The 17,748-nt window shown below is 71.7% G+C and carries 18 protein-coding genes; 13 read left to right on the top strand and 5 right to left on the bottom strand.

The genetic code is table 11. The features are described from left to right. Nucleotides 1-73 precede the first annotated feature (73 nt). The 5 genes from ACYVKZ_RS00625 to ACYVKZ_RS00605 all read left to right on the top strand — a co-directional run bounded on the left by ACYVKZ_RS00625 (nucleotide 74) and on the right by ACYVKZ_RS00605 (nucleotide 7,505). On the top strand, nucleotides 74-1,417 hold the full coding sequence (locus ACYVKZ_RS00625) for an MFS transporter (protein ID WP_460990102.1): 1,344 nt from the start codon (nucleotides 74-76) through the stop codon (nucleotides 1,415-1,417). Between the two features lie 3 nt (nucleotides 1,418-1,420). Further along, entirely contained in the window at nucleotides 1,421-3,163 is a 1,743-nt protein-coding gene (locus ACYVKZ_RS00620; RefSeq protein ID WP_460990100.1) for a CocE/NonD family hydrolase, read from the top strand. A gap of 19 nt (nucleotides 3,164-3,182) precedes the next feature. Beyond that, nucleotides 3,183-3,653 carry a DUF3237 domain-containing protein gene (locus ACYVKZ_RS00615; protein WP_460990098.1) on the top strand — a complete coding sequence of 157 codons (471 nt, stop codon included), beginning with the start codon at nucleotides 3,183-3,185 and terminating at the stop codon, nucleotides 3,651-3,653. Nucleotides 3,654-3,717: 64 nt separating this feature from the next. After that, nucleotides 3,718-5,889 (top strand): 4-alpha-glucanotransferase, encoded by a 2,172-nt coding sequence (gene malQ / locus ACYVKZ_RS00610; RefSeq protein WP_460990096.1) that lies wholly within the window; start codon nucleotides 3,718-3,720, stop codon nucleotides 5,887-5,889. A gap of 215 nt (nucleotides 5,890-6,104) precedes the next feature. Then, nucleotides 6,105-7,505, top strand: a complete 1,401-nt coding sequence (locus tag ACYVKZ_RS00605) for a sugar porter family MFS transporter (protein WP_460990198.1) — start codon at nucleotides 6,105-6,107, stop codon at nucleotides 7,503-7,505. A gap of 73 nt (nucleotides 7,506-7,578) precedes the next feature. On the opposite strand, the gene ACYVKZ_RS00600 is transcribed toward ACYVKZ_RS00605, so the two are convergent. Beyond that, entirely contained in the window at nucleotides 7,579-7,797 is a 219-nt protein-coding gene (locus ACYVKZ_RS00600; RefSeq protein ID WP_460990094.1) for a hypothetical protein, read from the bottom strand. Nucleotides 7,798-8,026: 229 nt separating this feature from the next. Between ACYVKZ_RS00600 and ACYVKZ_RS00595 the strand changes: the two genes are divergently transcribed. Together ACYVKZ_RS00595 and ACYVKZ_RS00590 are read left to right on the top strand one after the other, a co-directional pair. Further along, complete coding sequence (locus ACYVKZ_RS00595; protein WP_460990092.1) at nucleotides 8,027-9,481, top strand: amino acid permease; 1,455 nt, start codon at nucleotides 8,027-8,029, stop codon at nucleotides 9,479-9,481. A gap of 248 nt (nucleotides 9,482-9,729) precedes the next feature. Further along, nucleotides 9,730-10,119 carry a helix-turn-helix domain-containing protein gene (locus ACYVKZ_RS00590; RefSeq protein WP_460990090.1) on the top strand — a complete coding sequence of 130 codons (390 nt, stop codon included), beginning with the start codon at nucleotides 9,730-9,732 and terminating at the stop codon, nucleotides 10,117-10,119. A gap of 29 nt (nucleotides 10,120-10,148) precedes the next feature. Here the strand turns inward: ACYVKZ_RS00590 and ACYVKZ_RS00585 are convergent, their stop codons facing one another. Then, nucleotides 10,149-11,345 carry a PucR family transcriptional regulator gene (locus ACYVKZ_RS00585; RefSeq protein ID WP_460990088.1) on the bottom strand — a complete coding sequence of 399 codons (1,197 nt, stop codon included), beginning with the start codon at nucleotides 11,343-11,345 and terminating at the stop codon, nucleotides 10,149-10,151. 239 nt (nucleotides 11,346-11,584) lie between these two features. Between ACYVKZ_RS00585 and ald the strand changes: the two genes are divergently transcribed. From ald to ACYVKZ_RS00555, 6 genes are all read left to right on the top strand, one after another. Further along, nucleotides 11,585-12,703, top strand: coding sequence for an alanine dehydrogenase (gene ald / locus ACYVKZ_RS00580; protein WP_460990086.1), 1,119 nt, complete (start codon nucleotides 11,585-11,587; stop codon nucleotides 12,701-12,703). A 210-nt stretch (nucleotides 12,704-12,913) separates the two neighbouring features. Beyond that, on the top strand, nucleotides 12,914-13,498 hold the full coding sequence (locus ACYVKZ_RS00575; protein ID WP_460990084.1) for an NADPH-dependent FMN reductase: 585 nt from the start codon (nucleotides 12,914-12,916) through the stop codon (nucleotides 13,496-13,498). A gap of 158 nt (nucleotides 13,499-13,656) precedes the next feature. Further along, a complete protein-coding gene (locus ACYVKZ_RS00570) occupies nucleotides 13,657-15,057 on the top strand; it encodes an MBL fold metallo-hydrolase RNA specificity domain-containing protein (protein WP_460990082.1) in 1,401 nt (466 codons plus the stop codon). A gap of 26 nt (nucleotides 15,058-15,083) precedes the next feature. Next, on the top strand, nucleotides 15,084-15,794 hold the full coding sequence (locus ACYVKZ_RS00565) for a hypothetical protein (RefSeq protein WP_460990080.1): 711 nt from the start codon (nucleotides 15,084-15,086) through the stop codon (nucleotides 15,792-15,794). A gap of 111 nt (nucleotides 15,795-15,905) precedes the next feature. Beyond that, complete coding sequence (locus ACYVKZ_RS00560; protein ID WP_460990078.1) at nucleotides 15,906-16,037, top strand: hypothetical protein; 132 nt, start codon at nucleotides 15,906-15,908, stop codon at nucleotides 16,035-16,037. 33 nt (nucleotides 16,038-16,070) lie between these two features. Then, nucleotides 16,071-16,637 carry an MOSC domain-containing protein gene (locus ACYVKZ_RS00555; protein WP_460990076.1) on the top strand — a complete coding sequence of 189 codons (567 nt, stop codon included), beginning with the start codon at nucleotides 16,071-16,073 and terminating at the stop codon, nucleotides 16,635-16,637. Nucleotides 16,638-16,643: 6 nt separating this feature from the next. On the opposite strand, the gene ACYVKZ_RS00550 is transcribed toward ACYVKZ_RS00555, so the two are convergent. From ACYVKZ_RS00550 to ACYVKZ_RS00540, 3 genes are all read right to left on the bottom strand, one after another. Further along, nucleotides 16,644-17,108, bottom strand: coding sequence for an SRPBCC family protein (locus tag ACYVKZ_RS00550; RefSeq protein ID WP_460990074.1), 465 nt, complete (start codon nucleotides 17,106-17,108; stop codon nucleotides 16,644-16,646). Between the two features lie 98 nt (nucleotides 17,109-17,206). Continuing rightward, nucleotides 17,207-17,368, bottom strand: coding sequence for a hypothetical protein (locus tag ACYVKZ_RS00545; protein WP_169803085.1), 162 nt, complete (start codon nucleotides 17,366-17,368; stop codon nucleotides 17,207-17,209). Nucleotides 17,369-17,592: 224 nt separating this feature from the next. Continuing rightward, a partial coding sequence (locus tag ACYVKZ_RS00540) for a sigma-70 family RNA polymerase sigma factor (RefSeq protein WP_460990197.1) occupies nucleotides 17,593-17,748 on the bottom strand: 156 nt, incomplete at its 5' end.

The raw sequence follows: 17,748 nt of genomic DNA, 5'->3' as shown, positions 1-17,748 counted from the left end.
GTTTTAACGCAACGATTGGCTTTCAGGTGACGCGCACCACATCCTTGACACCGTCGTCCTCCAGGAGATCCGCATGACCGCCGGACCAACCTCCCCCGCCAGCGCCGTAGCCGCCCGAGTCCCCGGGCAGCACGCGCGCAAGGCCGCCGTGGCGAGCTTCGCCGGAAGCACGCTCGAGTACTACGACTTCTTCATCTACGGCTCCGCCTCCGCCCTGATCTTCAACAAGATCTTCTTCCCCGGGATCGACCCGCTCCTCGGGCAGTTCCTCTCGATGGCCACCTTGGGCATCGGGTACGTGGTCCGCCCGCTCGCAGCGGCCTTCATCGGCCACTTCGGCGACCGGATCGGCCGCAAGCAGATGCTCGTCTTCACACTCGTCTCGATGGGCCTGGCGACCTTCCTGATCGGCTGCCTCCCGTCCACCGCCGCGATCGGCGCCGCCGCCCCGGTCCTGCTCGTGCTCCTTCGCGTGGTCCAGGGCATCTCGGCCGCGGGGGAGTCCGTCGGCGCCGTCACGCTCTCCCTCGAGCACGCCCCGGCCGGCCGACGCGCGTTCTTCGCCAGCTGGGTCAACACCGGCGCCGCGGCGGGGATCATGCTCGCCTCGCTCGCCTTCCTCGCCGTCTCCTTCATGCCGCAGGCGGACCTCATCGCGTGGGGCTGGCGCCTGCCCTTCCTCGCGAGCATCGTGGTCGCCGTGGCCGGATTCGTGATCCGCCGCCGTATCCCCGAGGCCGAGGTGTTCGAGGAGGTGCGGGAGGCCGGGGAGACCGAGCGGGAGCTGCCCCTCAAGGTCGTGCTGCGCGACTACTGGCCCACGGTCATCAAGGTCATCTTCTTCGGAGTGTGGGCCGTCGTGTCCACGATCGTCTCGGCCTTCGGCCTCTCCTACGCCACGAACGGCCACTTCGTCCCGAGCAGCGTCATGCTCACCACCACCATCGTGACGGCGGCCCTCGGCATCATCGCCCAGCCCCTGTTCGGCATCCTCGCCGACCGGATCGGCCGCAAGCCCGTCTTCATCACCGGCAACCTGATCTGCGCGGCCGCGATCTTCGCCTTCTTCTGGTCGATCTCGCAGAAGGACGTCCCGCTCGTGTTCGCCACCTCGATCCTCGTCATGGTGGTGGGCTACGGCATGGTGAACCCGCTCGGCCCTGCGATCGTCGCGGAGATGTTCCCCACCCGCATCCGCTATTCCGGCGCCGCAATCTCCTCGCAGCTCGGACTGATCGTCACCGGCTTCGCGCCCACGATCGCCGCCGCCGTGGTGCGGCCCGGCCCCGACGGCTGGGTCCCGGTCGCGGTCTTCACGGCCATCTGCTGCTGCCTCTCTGCCCTCGTGACCCTGGTGTGGGTGCGGGAGACGTACAAGGTGGACACCCACGAGCTCGGCACGCGGGCGGGGGCCTGAGGCATGGGCTACAACGTCCTCGTCGAGAACGACGTCGAGACCCCCCTCAGCGACGGCGCCGTCCTCCGCTCCACGGTCTACCGGCCGGCCGCCGATGGCGAGCACTTCCCCGTCCTCCTGACCCGCACCCCCTACGGGCGCGACCTGTCCGTCAACTCCGCCTACTTCAACCCCGCCACCGTTGCCGCGGAGGGCTTCGTGGTGGTCCTCCAGGACGTACGCGGCAGGTTCGGCTCGGACGGCGACTTCTCCCCGAGCGGGCAGGAGGCGGACGACGGCGCCGAGACGGTCGCCTGGGCATCGCGCCTCCCGTACTCCTCGGGGAAGGTCGGGATGTGGGGCCGCTCGTACTTCGCCGAATCCCAGTGGCGCGCCGCCCTGCGCACCCCGCGGGGCCTCGCTGCGCTGGCCTCTGGCGTCTGCGCCGCGGGCAACGCGGACCACGGCGCCCTCTTCCGCGGCGGTGCGTTCGAGCTCGGTTCACGCCTGAGCTGGGGCCACGGCTCCATCTCGCTCGAGACGATCCGCCGCGAGTTCGCCGACGACGCCGCCCGCCTGGACCGCGAGACCGCCGCCTGGCGGGAGCTGGACGCAGCGTTCGCCGACGGCTCGGCGTACGGCACCCTGCCCCTGAACGAGCTCAAGTCCGGCGCGTGCACCTTCATGCAGTCGTTCATCATCCCCTCGGCCGGCGGGGATCCCGGCGGCGAGGCGTCGGAGGCATGGAACTGGCCGGCGGCCGAGCCCGTGCCGCTGGCCACACTCCACATCGGCGGCTGGTTCGACATCTTCCTCCCGAACACGCTCGACCAGTACCGCCTCCAGCTGGAGGCCTCCCGGCGAGATCCCGCCGTGCCCCGGCCGCGTCTGGTCCTCGGCCCGTGGAGCCACGCAAGCTTCACCGGGCTGTTCCCGGACGCCGCATTCCCGGGCGGCTCCGCTGCCGCACTCGGCCCCTACGGGGACCTCTCCGCGCTCCACGCCCGATGGTTCCGCCACGTCCTCGCGGGCGGCCCCGAGCCGGAGATGCCGCCCGTGCTTGTCTACGTCCTCGGCGAGAACCGGTGGCGTGGCTTCAAGGAGCTGCCCGAGCCGAGGGGGCAGCGCGAGCTCTTCCTCGGCGCCGACGGGACCCTCGCCGGCCGGCCGAGCGAGGACGCGGCAGTGGCCTACGACTACGACCCGCTCGACCCCGTCCCGTCCACCGGCGGTGCCACGATGCACCTCGGGGCCGACTTCCCTGGGCCTGCCGAGCAGTCGCGGGTCGAGGCCCGCGCGGACGTCCTCACGTTCACCACGGACCCCCTCGCGGAGCCGCTCACCGTCTTCGGCGAGGTGACGGCGCGACTGTTCGCGTCGTCGTCGGCCGTCGACACCGACTTCGTGGTGCGGCTGTGCCGGGTGACCCAGGACGGGCGCTCGCTGGCGGTGGCGGACGGGATCGTGCGCGCCTCCTGGCGGGACGCGTGCGCGGAGGACGGCGCCTTCCGCGCCGGGGTGCCGCGGCGTCCCCTCACGCCGGGGGCGGTCGAGGAGTTCACCATCAGCCTGTGGAGCACCGCCTGCACCTTCGCCGCGGGCGAGCGGATCCGGGTCCAGGTCACCTCGAGCTGCCATCCGCGGTGGGACAGGAACCTCAACACCGGGGCGAGGGCGCTCGACTCCTCGGACACGGCGGTGGCCCACCAGCGCGTGCACCTCGGCGCGGGCACGCCGAGCCGGATCACGTTCGGGGTCCTCGGGTGAGAGGGGTACTGTCCCAGCCATGACGCAGATGCCGCAGCCGCCCGCCCTGGTGCACGCCGGGACCCTCTCGGTCCTCATCGGCGATCCGATCGACGTGGGCCCCACGCCGGAGGGCCACCGCCGGATCATCCCCATCACCGGCGGCACCGTGTCCGGCCCCCGCCTGAACGGGCGCGTGCTCCCGGGTGGGGCAGACTTCCAGATCCTCCACACCCCGGAGCTCTCCCAGCTCGACGCCCGCTACGCGGTCGAGACCGAGGACGGCGCCATCATCTCCGTGGACAACGCCGCGATCCGCTCCGGCTCCGCCGAGGCGCTGGGCCGGATCGCGCGCGGAGAGCCCGTGGACCCGGGCGAGATCTACTTCCGCTGCGCCCCGCGCCTGCGCTCCTCGGCGCCGCAGTGGGACTGGGTGAACCGCACCCTGTTCGTGGGCACCGGCGAGCGGTATCCGGACCGCGTCGTCGTGCACGTCTTCGCGGTCGGCTGACATCCGGCGCGCGCGGGGCGGCCGGCACCCTTGCCCTGCCGCCCCGCACGCATAGGGTGAAGGCATGGCTGATGCAGTGGGGCTCCTGCGCGAGCTGGCCGAACGGCACCAGGTGGCGACCTCCTACGCGGGCTGGGACGGTACCCGGCGGGAGGTCTCGGCGGAGACACTCAGGGCGGTGCTCGGCGCCCTCGGGGTGCCGACGGACTCGGGGGAGGCGATGCGCGCGGCCCTCGAGGAGATGGAGGCCGCGCCCTGGCGCCGGCTGCTGCCGCCCGTCGCCGTGGTCCGCCAGGGCGCCGGCGCGACCGTCGACGCGCACGTCCCGCACGGCAGCGCCGTCAGCGTGTGGGTCACGGCCGAGGACGGCACGGAGTACGCGGCGGAGCAGGCCGAGAACTGGGCCGAGCCGCGCAGGGTCGACGGTGTCCTGATGGGCCGCGCCTCCTTCCTCCTCCCTCCGGACCTCCCCCTCGGGTGGCACACCCTCCATGCCCGCAACGAGGACCGGAGCGCCGAGGCGACCCTCGTGGTCACTCCGGACCGGCTCGCCACCACGGCCCGGCTCTCGGACCGCCAGCGGTGGGGGCTCATGGCCCAGCTCTACTCCGTGCGGTCCCGGCGCTCGTGGGGCATCGGCGACTTCGCCGACCTCGCCGACCTCGCCGCCGTGGGCGCCGGGCAGGGCGCGAGCTTCGTGCTCGTCAACCCCCTGCACGCGTCGGCGCCGGTGCCGCCCCTCGAGGACTCCCCGTACCTGCCCTCGACGCGGCGCTTCGTGAACCCGCTGTACGCGCGTGTCGAGGCCATCCCCGAGTACGGCTACCTCGCCCCGGAGGACCGCGCCCGCATCGAGGAGCTCGCCCAGGGCCCGCGGTCGGCCAACGGCTCCGCCGCGCTGCTCGACCGCGATGCCACCTACGCCGCGAAGCTCGCCGCCCTCGACCTGGTGTGGCGCGTGCCCCGCAGCCCCGCCCGCGAGCAGGCCTACACCCGGTTCTGCGCGGGCGCCGGGCAGGGCCTCGCCGACTTCGCGCTGTGGTCCGCGCTGGCCGAGGGCCGCGCCACCGCGGCGGCGGACGACGGCGCGTCCCCGGCTCCGGCGCTCCCCACGCCCCAGGAGGCCGCCGGCCTGCGCGAGGAATACGCCGACCGGATCGAGTTCTACCGCTGGCTCCAGTGGGTCTGCGACGAGCAGCTCGAGGCCGCCCAGAGCACCGCGCTCGCGGCGGGCATGGAGATCGGGCTGCTCCACGACCTCGCCGTGGGCGTGCGCCCGGACGGCGCGGACGCGTGGACGCTCTCCGACGTCCTCGCCGGCGGCGTCTCGGTGGGGGCCCCGCCGGACGTGTTCAACCAGCAGGGGCAGAACTGGAGCCAGCCGCCGTGGCACCCCACCCGGCTCGCCGAGTCGGGCTACGCGGCGTACCGGGACATGCTCCGCACCATCCTCCGGCACGCCGGCGGCATCCGCGTGGACCACATCCTGGGCCTGTTCCGGCTCTGGTGGATCCCCGAGGGCTCCTCCTCCCCCGCCGAGGGCACGTACGTGCACTACGACCACGAGGCCCTCGTGGGCATCCTCGCGCTCGAGGCCCAGCGGGCGGGCGCGATCGTGATCGGCGAGGACCTCGGCGTCTTCGAGCCGTGGGTGCGGGACTACCTCGCCGAGCGGGGCGTGTTCGGCACCTCGATCCTGTGGTTCGAGCGCGAGGCCGGCGTCCCCCTTCCGCCGGAGAGGTACCGGCAGGCGTGCCTCACGAGCGTGAACACCCACGACCTCCCGCCGACCGCGGGCTACCTCGCGGGCGAGCACGTGCGGCTGCGCGAGTCCCTCGGCCTGCTCGAGCGGCCCGTCGAGGAGGAGCTCGAGGCGGCCAGCGCCGAGATCGCCGGCGTCCTGGACCTCGCCCGCGATCGCGGGCTCCTGCCCGCTCCGCCCGCGGACGGGGCCGAGGGCGGCGCCGACGAGCAGCACATCATCGAGGCGCTCTACGAGCTCACGGCGCTCGCGCCGTCGAGCCTGCTCGGCGTCGCGCTCGTCGATGCGGTCGGGGACCGCCGCACCCAGAACCAGCCCGGCACGCACCGCGAGTACCCCAACTGGTGCATCCCGCTCACGGGGCCCGACGGCGCCGCGGTCCTGCTCGAGGACCTTCCGGCCACCGCGCGGTTCGCCTCCCTGCTCGCCGCGATGCGCGAGGCGGTGGACGGCGGCGACGGGGCCGGAGGATGATGAGCATCACGGCGGCAGCGGGCTGAGCTGGCGCGTCGGCCTTGGGAACAGCGGCCGGACGGTGCCAGACTAGGCGGGCGCTCGCGGGGCCCACCGGCGCCGGGGGCCATTCCTCATCCGACACAGAAGCAGGAGCCACCGTGGCGAACAACCCAGCCAGAACCCCGGACGACCCCCAGCCCCCGCAGAGGAAGTCCGCGGCGAAGGTCGCCGGCCTGGCCATCGCGGCGGCCGTGGGCGGGTTCCTCTTCGGATTCGACTCCTCGGTGGTCAACGGAGCCGTCGACTCGATCCAGGGCGCCTTCGGCCTCTCCCACGCCGTGACCGGGCTCGCCGTCGCGATCGCCCTCATCGGGTGCGCCATCGGCGCGTGGCTCGCCGGGGCCCTCGCCGACCGCTACGGCCGCATCCCCGCGATGAAGCTCGGCGCCCTGCTGTTCCTGGTGAGCGCCATCGGGGCAGGGCTCGCCGTGGGCCTGTGGGACCTCATCCTGTGGAGGCTCGTGGGCGGGCTCGGAATCGGCCTCGCCTCCGTGGTCGCCCCTGCGTACATCGCAGAGATCTCCCCGCGCAGGATCCGCGGCCGCCTCGCGTCGTTCCAGCAGCTCGCCATCACCCTGGGCATCTTCGCCGCGCTCCTCAGCGACGCGGCGCTGGCCTCGATCGCCGGCGGCGCGAGCCACGCCCTGTTCTTCGGCATGGAGGCGTGGCGCTGGATGTTCATCGCCGGCGCGATCCCCGCGGCCGTGTACGGGTGGATCGCCTTCACGCTCCCCGAGTCGCCGCGCTTCCTGGTCCTGAAGGGGGACGAGGCCGGCGCGCGCCGGATCTTCGAGACCACGGCGCCCTACGAGAGCATCGACCGGGCGCTCAAGGAGATCCACGAGGCGATCGAGGCGGACAAGCTCTCCGAGCGCAAGGGCGCCCTCCGCGGCAGCGCGCTCGGCCTCAAGCCCGTCCTGTGGATCGGCATCGCACTGTCCGTGTTCCAGCAGTTCGTGGGCATCAACGTGATCTTCTACTACTCGACCACCCTGTGGAAGTCGGTCGGCTTCGGCGAGCAGTTCTCGCTCCAGATCTCCGTCATCACCTCGGTGACCAACGTCCTCGTCACGCTCATCGCCATTGCACTCGTGGACCGGGTCGGCCGCAAGCCGATCCTGCTCGTGGGCTCGGCGGGCATGGCCGTGTCGCTGGCCGCCATGGCGGTGGCGTTCTCCACCGCCACGCTCGTGAACGGCGAGCCGTCCCTCAGCGGCGTGTGGGGCCCGGTCGCACTCGTCGCGGCGAACGTCTTCGTGGTCTGCTTCGGCGCCTCATGGGGCCCGGTCGTGTGGGTCCTGCTCGGCGAGATCTTCCCGCCCTCCATCCGCGCGCGGGGGCTGGGCATCGCGGCCGCGGCGCAGTGGATCGCGAACTTCCTGATCACGGTCTCGTTCCCGCCGATGGCGGCCTGGTCGCTGACCCTCACGTACGGGATGTATGCCGCGTTCGCGGTGCTCTCGTTCGTGTTCGTGCTCGCGAAGGTCCCCGAGACCAACGGGATGTCCCTCGAGCAGGCGGAGACGCTGTTCGTCCGTCCCGCGAAGGGCGCCTCGAAGGGGGCCAAGGGCTAGTCGACCGGACCGCGGGGGGCGGCCACTCGGCGTCGTACGCCAGAGTGCCGCCGCGGGGGCGGTCAGGCGCCGGTCAGGCGCAGCGCTGCTGCGTGACGCCGAAGGGGACGCTCTCGTCGAGGGCGACCCGGTACTCCCCCGCCCCCTCGCGGGTGACGAGGATGCCGCAGCACGGATTGGCGACCGCGTGCTGCTGCAGCGTGCCGATGGCGCTGCTGAGCGCGGAATCGAGCTCGCGCGCAGAGTCGACGCGGACGGTCAGCGACCGGTGGGCGTGGTTGCCGTGAAACATGGGATCTCCTGGCGAAACGGTGGAACGACAGGATCTTAGGGCCCAGGAGTTTGACTGGACAAAACGAGAGATCTCTGCACCCATGCCCGGTGACGCGACATCTGTCGCATATCTGATGTGATCATCCAGACACTGTGTATGGTCAGGACCACATCTGGTGCGCGGTAGGCTGGAAAGGCCCTGTTGCAGGGGTCACATTTGAAGCCATTACTGCGAAGGTCTGCGCATTATGACAACGCCCAATCCCTCGGGCTCAGCGTCGAGCCACATCGAGGAGCCGCACCTCTCCCGCGGCCTGTCCAACCGCCACATCCAGCTCCTGGCCATCGGCGGCGCCATCGGCACCGGCCTGTTCATGGGTTCCGGCAAGACGATCTCCGTTGCCGGCCCCTCGGTGATCTTCGTCTACATGATCATCGGCTTCATGCTCTTCTTCGTGATGCGCGCCATGGGCGAGCTGCTGCTGAGCAACCTCAACTACAAGTCCTTCTCCGACTTCGCCGGGGACCTCCTGGGCCCGTGGGCCGGCTTCTTCACCGGCTGGACCTACTGGTTCTGCTGGGTCGTCACGGGCGTCGCGGACGTCGTGGCAATCGCCGGCTACTCTAACGAGCTCTGGCCCGGCATCCCGCTGTGGATCCCCGGCATCGCCACGATCCTGATCCTGCTGGCCCTCAACCTGCCCACCGTGAAGGCGTTCGGCGAGGTCGAGTTCTGGTTCGCCCTCATCAAGATCGTGGCGATCCTGGCCCTCATCATCACCGGCCTGTACATGATCTTCACCGGCTTCTCCTCGAACGCCGGCACTGCCTCGTTCGCGAACCTGTGGCAGTTCGGCGGGTTCTTCCCCAAGGAGTTCATGGGCTTCGTGGCGGGCTTCCAGATCGCGGTGTTCGCGTTCGTGGGCATCGAGCTGGTGGGCACCGCCGCCGCCGAGACGAAGAGCCCGGAGCACAACCTGCCCCGCGCCATCAACGCGATCCCCGTCCGCGTCGGCCTGTTCTACGTGGGCGCCCTCGTGATCCTCATGTCCGTCACGCCGTGGATGGAGTTCAAGGCGGGCCACTCGCCGTTCATCGGGATGTTCTCCCTCGCCGGGCTCGGCGCGGCGGCGACCCTGGTCAACCTCGTGGTCCTCACCTCCGCCATGTCGAGCGCCAACTCGGGCATCTACTCGACCTCGCGGATGGTGTTCGGCCTGGCGATCGAGGGCGACGCCCCGAAGGCCTTCGGCAAGCTCTCCTCCCGCAAGGTCCCGCAGAACGCGCTGTTCCTCTCGTGCGTGCTGCTGCTCTCCGGCGTCGTGCTGCTCTACTCGGGCAAGAGCATCGGCGCGGCCTTCGACATGGTCACCACGGTCTCCGCCGTGTGCTTCATGTTCGTCTGGTCGATCATCCTCGCCAGCTACCTCGTGTTCCTCAAGCGCCGCCCCGAGCTCCACGCGGCCTCGAAGTACAAGATGCCCGGCGGCCGCGCGATGGTCTGGGTCGTGTACGCCTTCTTCGCCTTCCTCGTGTGGGCGCTGACCACCCAGCTGGACACGCTCATGGCCCTGTGCGTGACGCCGATCTGGTTCGTGGTCCTGTTCGTCGCGTGGCAGTTCGTGAAGAAGTCCCCGGTCCACCAGGCCCGGATCGCGAACCACCAGGAGACCCTGCGCGAAGAGGCCAAGGTCAACGCCTAGCCCCCCGGCTCCGTTTCGGGTACACATCTCGTCGCGTTATCGCGCTTTCTGGTACGCATCTCGTCGCACTTTCCGGGTTACGGGTACGCACGACGGCGGGTGGCCGGCTCACACGAGCCGGCCACCCGCCGTCGTGGTTAAGGCAGCAGCCCAGGCGGTGGCGCCCGGAGCGGCCCGCATCGGCTGCTGCCCCCAGCCGCCGCGCGGGTCCCCCGCCCAGCTGCCCGGACCCCCGCTACGCTGGGCGCATGAGCCGCTACGCCCCGCGCACCACGCCCGCACCCGAGCCGGCGGAAGCGGAAGCCCTCGGCAGGGCGCTCGCGGCCAAGGACGTCTCCCTGTTCGTCGACGGGACGGCACACCGGCTCTCGGGTGCTGTCGACGAGGCCGTCCGGGATCTGCTCGCCCGTCTGGCCCGCGGCGAGGCAGTCACCGTCACCAGCGCGGAGGAGGTCCTGACCGTCGCGCAGGCCGCCGAGCTCGCGGGCATCAGCCATTCGTACGTGCGCAAGCTGACCGATGCCGGGACGTGGCCTGTCCAGTACCGGGGCACGCACCGGCGCATCCGCCGCGAGGACGTGCTCGCCTGGGTCTCGGCGCAGAAGAAGGGTGCACAGGGAGCTGACCCCTCAATCTAGGGACATGACCCCTCAACGGAGGGAGCACCTCAGATCCGGGGGCGGCCCGCCCAGCGCCTGGCCTTGATCGCCAGGTGGAGCTCCTGCCGCACGCGCCCGGAGAGCGGCTCTGCGCGGATCACCTTCCGCACGCGTGCGAGCCGGTGGTACACCGTGGAGCGGTGCACGTGGAGCCTGTCGGCCACGGCCTGGACGGCGCCGTCGGAGTCGTAGAGCATCTCGAGCACCGGCAGGAGCTCGCCGTTGCGGTCCTCGGCCTCGAGTGCGGCGAAGAACACACTCGTCGGCTCGGCCGCGAGGGCCCCCATCAGCTGGTAGGCGCCCACGGAGCGCACGTCGACCAGCTCCCCCAGCTCGGGGTCGACCGCCGCGGCCTGCGCCGCGACCTTGGCCTGGCTGTACGCCGCGCCCAGGTCCCGCAGCGCCGAGAAGGGCTCGGAGATCCCCACGAGCACGCGGCCGGCGGGGCGGCCCGAGCGCTTGGCGAGCTCCCGCTCGTAATGGGTCAGGACGGCCGCATGGCTCGCGCGCGCGGTGGTCCCGGCGAAGAGGGCCACGGCATGCGTCTCGGTCCCGGCGGTGAAGAGGGCGGGGTCGATGCCAGCGGTCGCCTGCATCGCCGCGGTGCTCGTGGCCACGACCGCCGCCTGGGGGTCCCGCGGGGTGACGCCGTCGGGGTCCAGCAGCACCACGACCTGCCACGGGGCGTGCCCGTGCACCTCGCGCCACCCGGCGATCGCCGCGAGCGCGGACTTGTCCCCGGCCGCAGCGGCGAGGAACTCGGCCTCCCGCCGCCGGCGGTGTTCGGACTCGGCGGTGTTGGACTCCAGGAGGAGCTGGCCGATGAGGTCCAGCTCGAGGCGGATGCCGGGCAGCGCAGCGAGGACGTCCGCGGAGCTCTCCTCGTCGGCAGCCTGCTGCACCCACAGGTAGCCGACCCGGAACCCGCGCACGAGCAGCGGGACGCACACCCGCCCGTACATGCCGAGCTCGGCGTTGGCCGGGACGGTGACCGGGCGCACCGCGGTGGCGATCCCGTGCGAGAGCTGCCACGCCTGCACATCGGGCGGGAGCCGCTTGGAGAGCAGGAAGTTCACGCGCACGGGGTCGGCCTGCGCCTGGTTGGACGAGTAGGCGATCAGCAGCCCGTCGAGGTCCTCGACGCTGAGCCCCCGGCCCAGCTTGGCCGCCGCCGCTTCCACCAGATCTTCGACGCCGTGCCGCATACGCCACAGCATACGTCCCCGCGTGAACCACGCGGAGACAACTGACGCCCCATACTGCGACATCTGTAGAACACCAGCAGACGAAATCCCCGGAATGACGCGGTTTGCACCCGCGGCAGCCTCCGGTCCCATGTAATGCGCCTCACAACCGGGCCTACGCTGGAGACACCACCGAAAGCTCCCCGCCAGCGGGGAACCCAGAGGGCCCACCGGCCCCGCCGAACACAATGGAGACGAAAGTGATCATCGGAGTCCCCAAGGAGATCAAGAACAACGAGTTCCGCGTGGCCATCACGGCTGCGGGCGTGCACGAGTTCGCGTCGCACGGCCACACGGTACTGATCGAGCGCGGCGCCGGCGTGGCCTCCGGCATCACCGACGACGAATACCACGTGGCCGGCGCCGAGCTCGTCACGGACGCCGCGGACGTCTGGGCGCGCGCCGACATGGTCATGAAGGTCAAGGAGCCGATCGCCTCGGAGTACCACCACTTCCGCAAGGGCCTGATCCTCTTCACCTACCTCCACCTCGCTGCCGAGCCGGAGCTCACCCGCGCCCTGCTCGACGCCGGCGTCACCGCGATCGCCTACGAGACGGTCCAGGACGGCCGCAGCCTGCCGCTGCTCGCCCCCATGTCCGAGGTCGCCGGGCGCCTCTCGGTCCAGGTGGGCGCGCAGGCCCTCACCGCCCCGACCGGCGGGAAGGGCATCCTCCTCGGCGGCGTCCCGGGCGTGCGCCCGGCGAAGGTCGTGGTCCTGGGCGCCGGCGTGGCCGGCACCAACGCCGCGGTCGTCGCGATGGGCCTCGGCGCCGATGTGACCATCCTGGACATCAACATCGCGCGCCTCACCGAGCTGGACGCCCTCTACGGCGGGCGGCTGAAGACGGTCGCGTCGAACAAGTACGAGATCGAGAAGTCCCTCGTCGAGGCAGACCTCGTGGTCGGCTCGGTCCTGATCCCGGGGGCGAAGGCCCCCAAGCTGGTGCCCAACGAGCTGGTGGCCCGGATGAAGCCCGGCAGCGTGCTCGTGGACATCGCGATCGACCAGGGCGGCTGCTTCGAGGACTCGCACCCGACCACGCATCAGGACCCGACGTTCCGCGTCCACAACTCGATCTTCTACTGCGTGGCCAACATGCCCGGCGCGGTGCCGAACACCTCGACCTACGCGCTCACCAACGTGACGCTCCGGTACGGGATCCTGCTCGCCGACCTCGGCGTGAAGGGTGCCCTCGAGAAGGACGCGGTCCTCGCCGGCGGGCTCAACGTCGCCGCGGGCCAGGTCACGCACCGCTCGGTGTCCGAGGCGCTGGGCCTGCCGCTGGTCGCCGACTGGCGCGAGGCCGTCGCCGCCTAGCGAATCGCCGCACCGCCCGGCAGCCGGGCGGAACCGACGCACGACGCCGGGCCGGTCACCTTGGGGGGGCCGGCCCGCCGTCGTGCGGCGTCCGCGGGAGGGAGTGTGGCGAAGCGCACCCCGGATCGTGGAATGCACGGGGCGACAAGGTAGTTGACGCATCACAGATGCCCCGCCCCCGCGGGGACCGCACTACCCCAAGGAGCCCCCATGGCAGAGATCCTCACCCTCGTCGGCAGCCTCCGCACCGAGTCCGTCAACAGCAAGTTCGCCCAGGTTGCGGCCGCGTCCGCCCCGGAGGGCACCGCCGTGACCACGTTCGAGGGCCTCGAGGAGATCCCCTTCTACAACGAGGACCTCGACGTCGAGGGCAAGGTCCCCGCCAAGGCCGCCGAGCTCCGCGCCGCCGTCGCCGCCGCAGACGGCCTCCTCTTCGTCACCCCCGAGTACAACGGCACCATGCCGGCCATCCTCAACAACGCGATCGACTGGATCTCCCGGCCCTTCGGCGCCTCCTCCGCGACCGGCACGAAGGCCGCCGTGATTGGCACCTCAGCCGGCCAGTACGGCGGCATCTGGGCGCATGACGACGTGCGCAAGTCGCTCAAGGTCGCCGGTGCCGAGGTCGTCGAGGATGCCACGCTCGCGATCGGCGCATCCTACTCGCGCTTCGCCGAGGTCGAGCCCAAGGACGATGCCGAGGTCGTCGAGGGCATCGCCAAGGTCGTTGCCGCCCTTGCCGAGACGGCTGGGGCCCCCGCCCCGGCGGAGCTCGCCGAGGCCGCCGCCCGCTGATCCCGCCGCTCGCTGATCCCGCCCCCGTCTGGGAGTCAGCTTCTGAGGGTCATGTTCTGGAGGTCACATCAGGTGACTTCCAAAACATGACCCTCAGAAGTCTCAAGGGGGGCACAAAGCCCGTAGCCGCCGCGCCCCGGCCCTCCTACGCTTCCGCCATGGGGCACGACGGCGGGACTCACCTGAGCTTCTTCGGCGCCACCGACTCGGTCACCGGCTCCCGCTACCTCCTCGAGCACGGGGGCCGGCGGATCCTCGTGGACTGCGGGCTCTTCCAGGGGTACAAGAAGCTGCGCGAGCGCAACCGGGCCCCGCTGCCGGTGCGGCCCGAGGCGATCGACGCCGTGGTCCTGACCCACGCCCACCTCGACCACTCGGGCTACATCCCGGCGCTCGTCAAGCGCGGGTTCCGCGGCCCCGTCTACGCGACCCCGGGCACCACGGACCTGTGCACGCTCCTGCTGCCGGACAGCGGCCACCTCCAGGAGGAGGAGGCCGAGACCGCCCGGGCCCGCGGGTCGTCGCGGCACAGCATGCCGCAGCCCCTCTACACCGCACGGGACGCCGTCGAGTCCCTCGGGAGCTTCAGCCCCCAGCCGTTCCGCGAGCCGCTGGACCTCGGGGCGGGGATCGAGGCGCGCTTCGTCCCAGCCGGGCACATCCTCGGCGCCGCCCAGGTCCGCTTCCGCCTCGACGACGGCAGGGCCTCCGGGGCCACCGTGCACTTCACGGGCGATCTGGGGCGCGAGGACGATCCGCTCATGAACCCGCCCGCGCCCTTGGAGCCCACGGACGTCCTCGTCACGGAGTCCACCTACGGCGACCGCGCCCACCCCCGCGATGACCCGACCGAGGCCCTCGGCGACGTGGTGCGCCGGGTGGCGAAGCGCAATGGGGTGGTGGTCATCGCGGCCTTCGCGGTGGGCCGCGCCGAGACCCTCATGCTGCACCTCGCCCGCCTGCGCCGGCGGGACCGGATCCCGGACATCCCGGTCTACCTCAACAGCCCCATGGCGGTGGACGCCACGGAGCTCTACCGGAGGTACCCCGAGGAGCACCGGATCAGCGAGCGGGAGTTCCGCGAGATGTACGCCCTGCCGACGATGGTGCGCGACCCGGACGAATCGCGGCTGCTGAACCTGCGCGGCGGCCCGATGGTCGTCATCTCCGCGTCCGGCATGCTCACGGGCGGCCGGGTGCTGCACCACGTCGAGGCCTATGGCCCGGATCCACGCAACGCGATCGTCCTCAGCGGCTACCAGGCCGGGGGCACCCGCGGCGCCCTGCTCCTCGACGGGGCCACAAGCCTGCGCATCTACGGTCGCGACGTCCCGGTCCGCGCCGAGGTGGTCAGCCTCGACAACCTCTCCGCGCACGCGGATGCCGACGCCATCCTGCAGTGGATGCGGACCTGCCCGCGGCCGCCGCGGATGGTCTACGTGACCCACGGGGAGATCGGGGCCTCGGACACCCTGCGCCGGCGGATCCAGCACGAGCTCGGCTGGCGTGCCAGAGTCCCGGAGCACCTCGAGCGGGTGGACCTCACCGCCCCACGCTGACCAGCCGAACCCACGAGGAGGATGCCATGAAGCCCATCCGACCGGTCCTGGGCGCCGCCGCCCTCGCGGCGGTGCTCACCCTCGCAGCCTGCTTCGGGCCGCCGTCGCCGGCGCCGTCCCCGTCGTCGCCCTCCCCGAGCGCGACGGCGAGCAGCGCGCCTGCGTCCACCGCCTCGGCGGGCACGACGGCGAGCGGCACCCCCGCGCCGTCGTCCTCCTCTGCCTCGCCCCCGGCGCAGACCACCTCGCCGGGCGCCCCGACGCAGCCCACCGCGGCACCGGCACCCCCGGCCTCCTCGGCGCCGGCGGCCGAAGGGCAGCTGCCCGAGCAGACGGCCCCGCTGACCCTCTACTACATCGCCATCGAGGACGGCGGCGTGTCCGGCCCGAAGGTCGGATGCGGCGACTCCGCCGTGGCCACCTATACCGAGCCGGTGACCTTCCGGGACCAGGTCGGGCCGAGCCTGACGCGGCTGTTCGCCAACCGCAGCCGCGAGATCGGCGAGTCCGGGCTCGTCAACGTGCTCTACCAGTCGACGCTGAAGTACCTGGGAGGATCCTTCGACGGCACGACCATCACGGTCTACCTCTCCGGCTCGTTCTTCCTGGGCGGCGTGTGCGACATCCCGCGGGCCGAGGCACAGATCAACCTCACGGCCATGGCCGCGGCAGGGGCGAAGCGGGCTGAGGTGTTCGTCAACGGCCGGCCGATGGCCGATGTGCTGAGCCTCAAGTAGCGGCGGAACCCTTCGCCATCTCGGCCCGGCGGACCTACGCTGGAAGCGTGGGGCCGGTGGCGTTCCCGCCGCCCGCGGGGCAGGCCCCCTTCGCGAACCGAGGCGGACGACATGGCTGGATTCGAGCCTGACGACGACGAGCGCGTGCATACCGAGGCGCCGGCCGAGGGTGACACCGAACTCGAGGGCGGCGGGATCCGCGCCCATTCCGAAGACGCGGCGGAGGGGCCCGACGAGGACTGAGGGCGCCCGCCGCCCTCCGGTACCGTGGAGGCCATGGACAACGCGTACGAGGTCGAGGTGCTCCACCTCCTCGTCTCGCCTGCGCATGCCTACTTCGGCAGGGCGCACGACGGCGCTGCCGCGGTGCCGTCGGAGGATGCGGACGCCATCGACGTTGTGGCCGGCAAGGGGATCGTGGGAGACCGGTTCTTCGGCAAGGCCGCACACCTGGACGCTGCCCTGACCGTACTGGCCGTCGAGGGGCTCGAGGCGATGGCCGCCGAACTCGGCGTGGCGCCGTTCGATCCGCTCCTCACGCGCCGGAATGTGGTCCTGCGCGGGGCGGAGCTGCCGCCCCTCGTGGGCAGCTCCTTCTCGCTCTGCCAGGGCGAGGCCGCGGTGCGGCTCCATGCCGGCCGCCAGGCCCACCCCTGCGCCTGGATGGACCGGGTGCTGGCCCCGGGGGCCCACGCTGCGATGCGCGGACGCGGCGGACTCCGGTGCCGCCCGGTCACCGGCGGGACGCTCCGCCGCGGTCCCGCGGTGCTGCTCAGCCCGGTGGAGCTTGATGCCTCGGCCGCGGGAGCGGCGCGGGTCCTGCGTCCGTCGAGGCTGCCGTAGCCGGGCTCACCGGCTCGCTGCCACCACGTGGGCGAGGTTCGCCAGACCCTTCTCGAAGTCCTTGCCCACCATGCTGTCGAGGTTCACGAGCTTCGCGAACACGCCAGAGATGCCCTTGTTCTCGCCCTTCATCACCCAGGTCACCCGGGTCCCCCCGCGGTCCGGCTCGAACGTGAAGCCGGTGGGATTGACGGCCTTGAACGGCTTGACGAACACGAGCCGGAGCCGGATGCTCCTGGGCTCCTCGGCCTCGAGGATCTGCAGGGAGCCGGCACCCGCCCGGCGGTTCCCGCGCCAGGAGTACTGGGCGCCGGTCCCGGCAGCCGGACCGCTGAAGGTCCGTTCCATCGCCGGATCGAGCGCCTCCCACGGCGACCAGTCCGCCCACTTGTGGAAGTCCACCACGTGCGGGTAGACCTCCTCGGGCGGGGCGGGGATGAAGGCGCTGCGGGAGATCGTGTAGGCGGCCATGGGGCCATGCTAGGCGGCCCGGCCGCCCTCGCGGCAGAGGCGGGCGCGGTGTTCGGGCGCACCCACGCCGGAAGAGAGGGTGCGGCCTGACGTCTGGGCTAGCGCCTGCCGCTCCGCGAACGGCCGAGGATGTACCCGATGAGCGCCAGGATGAGCAGGATGATGCCCACCCAGAGCAGGAAGTTGACCGCCTTCACGAACCCGCCGACGAACAGCAGGATGATGGCGATGATGCCCACGATCACCAGAAGAGTGTTCATGCCGCTCAGTTTCCCGGTTCGCGCAGGATGAAACACTCGCCCCGCCGCGGTAACCCCGCGATAACGCAGGCCTGTTCGGCCCAGCTGTCCCGGGGTGCTGTGGTCCGGTGGGCTGCCCCGCTGTGTGGGGTCCAGCGCCCGGTGGGAGCCGCCAGTCAGCCCCGGTGCGGGGCCCGTCGGGCGGGCGTCGATAGTTCTCGTGCTGTTCTCGGGTTGGTCGGGGGTCAGGCGGCCATCTTGCGGCGCATGCGGTCCAGGAGCCGGCGCAGCAGGCGCGAGACCTGCATCTGCGACACCCCCAGCTCCGCAGCGATTTCCGACTGGCTCATCTCCTCCACGAACCGCAGCCGCACCAGCCGACGCTCCTGCTCGCTCGCCCC

The organism is Sinomonas soli, assembly GCF_054782415.1.
The sequence above is the reverse complement of the archived record's forward strand: the minus strand, read 5'-3'. Positions and strand labels throughout refer to the sequence as shown.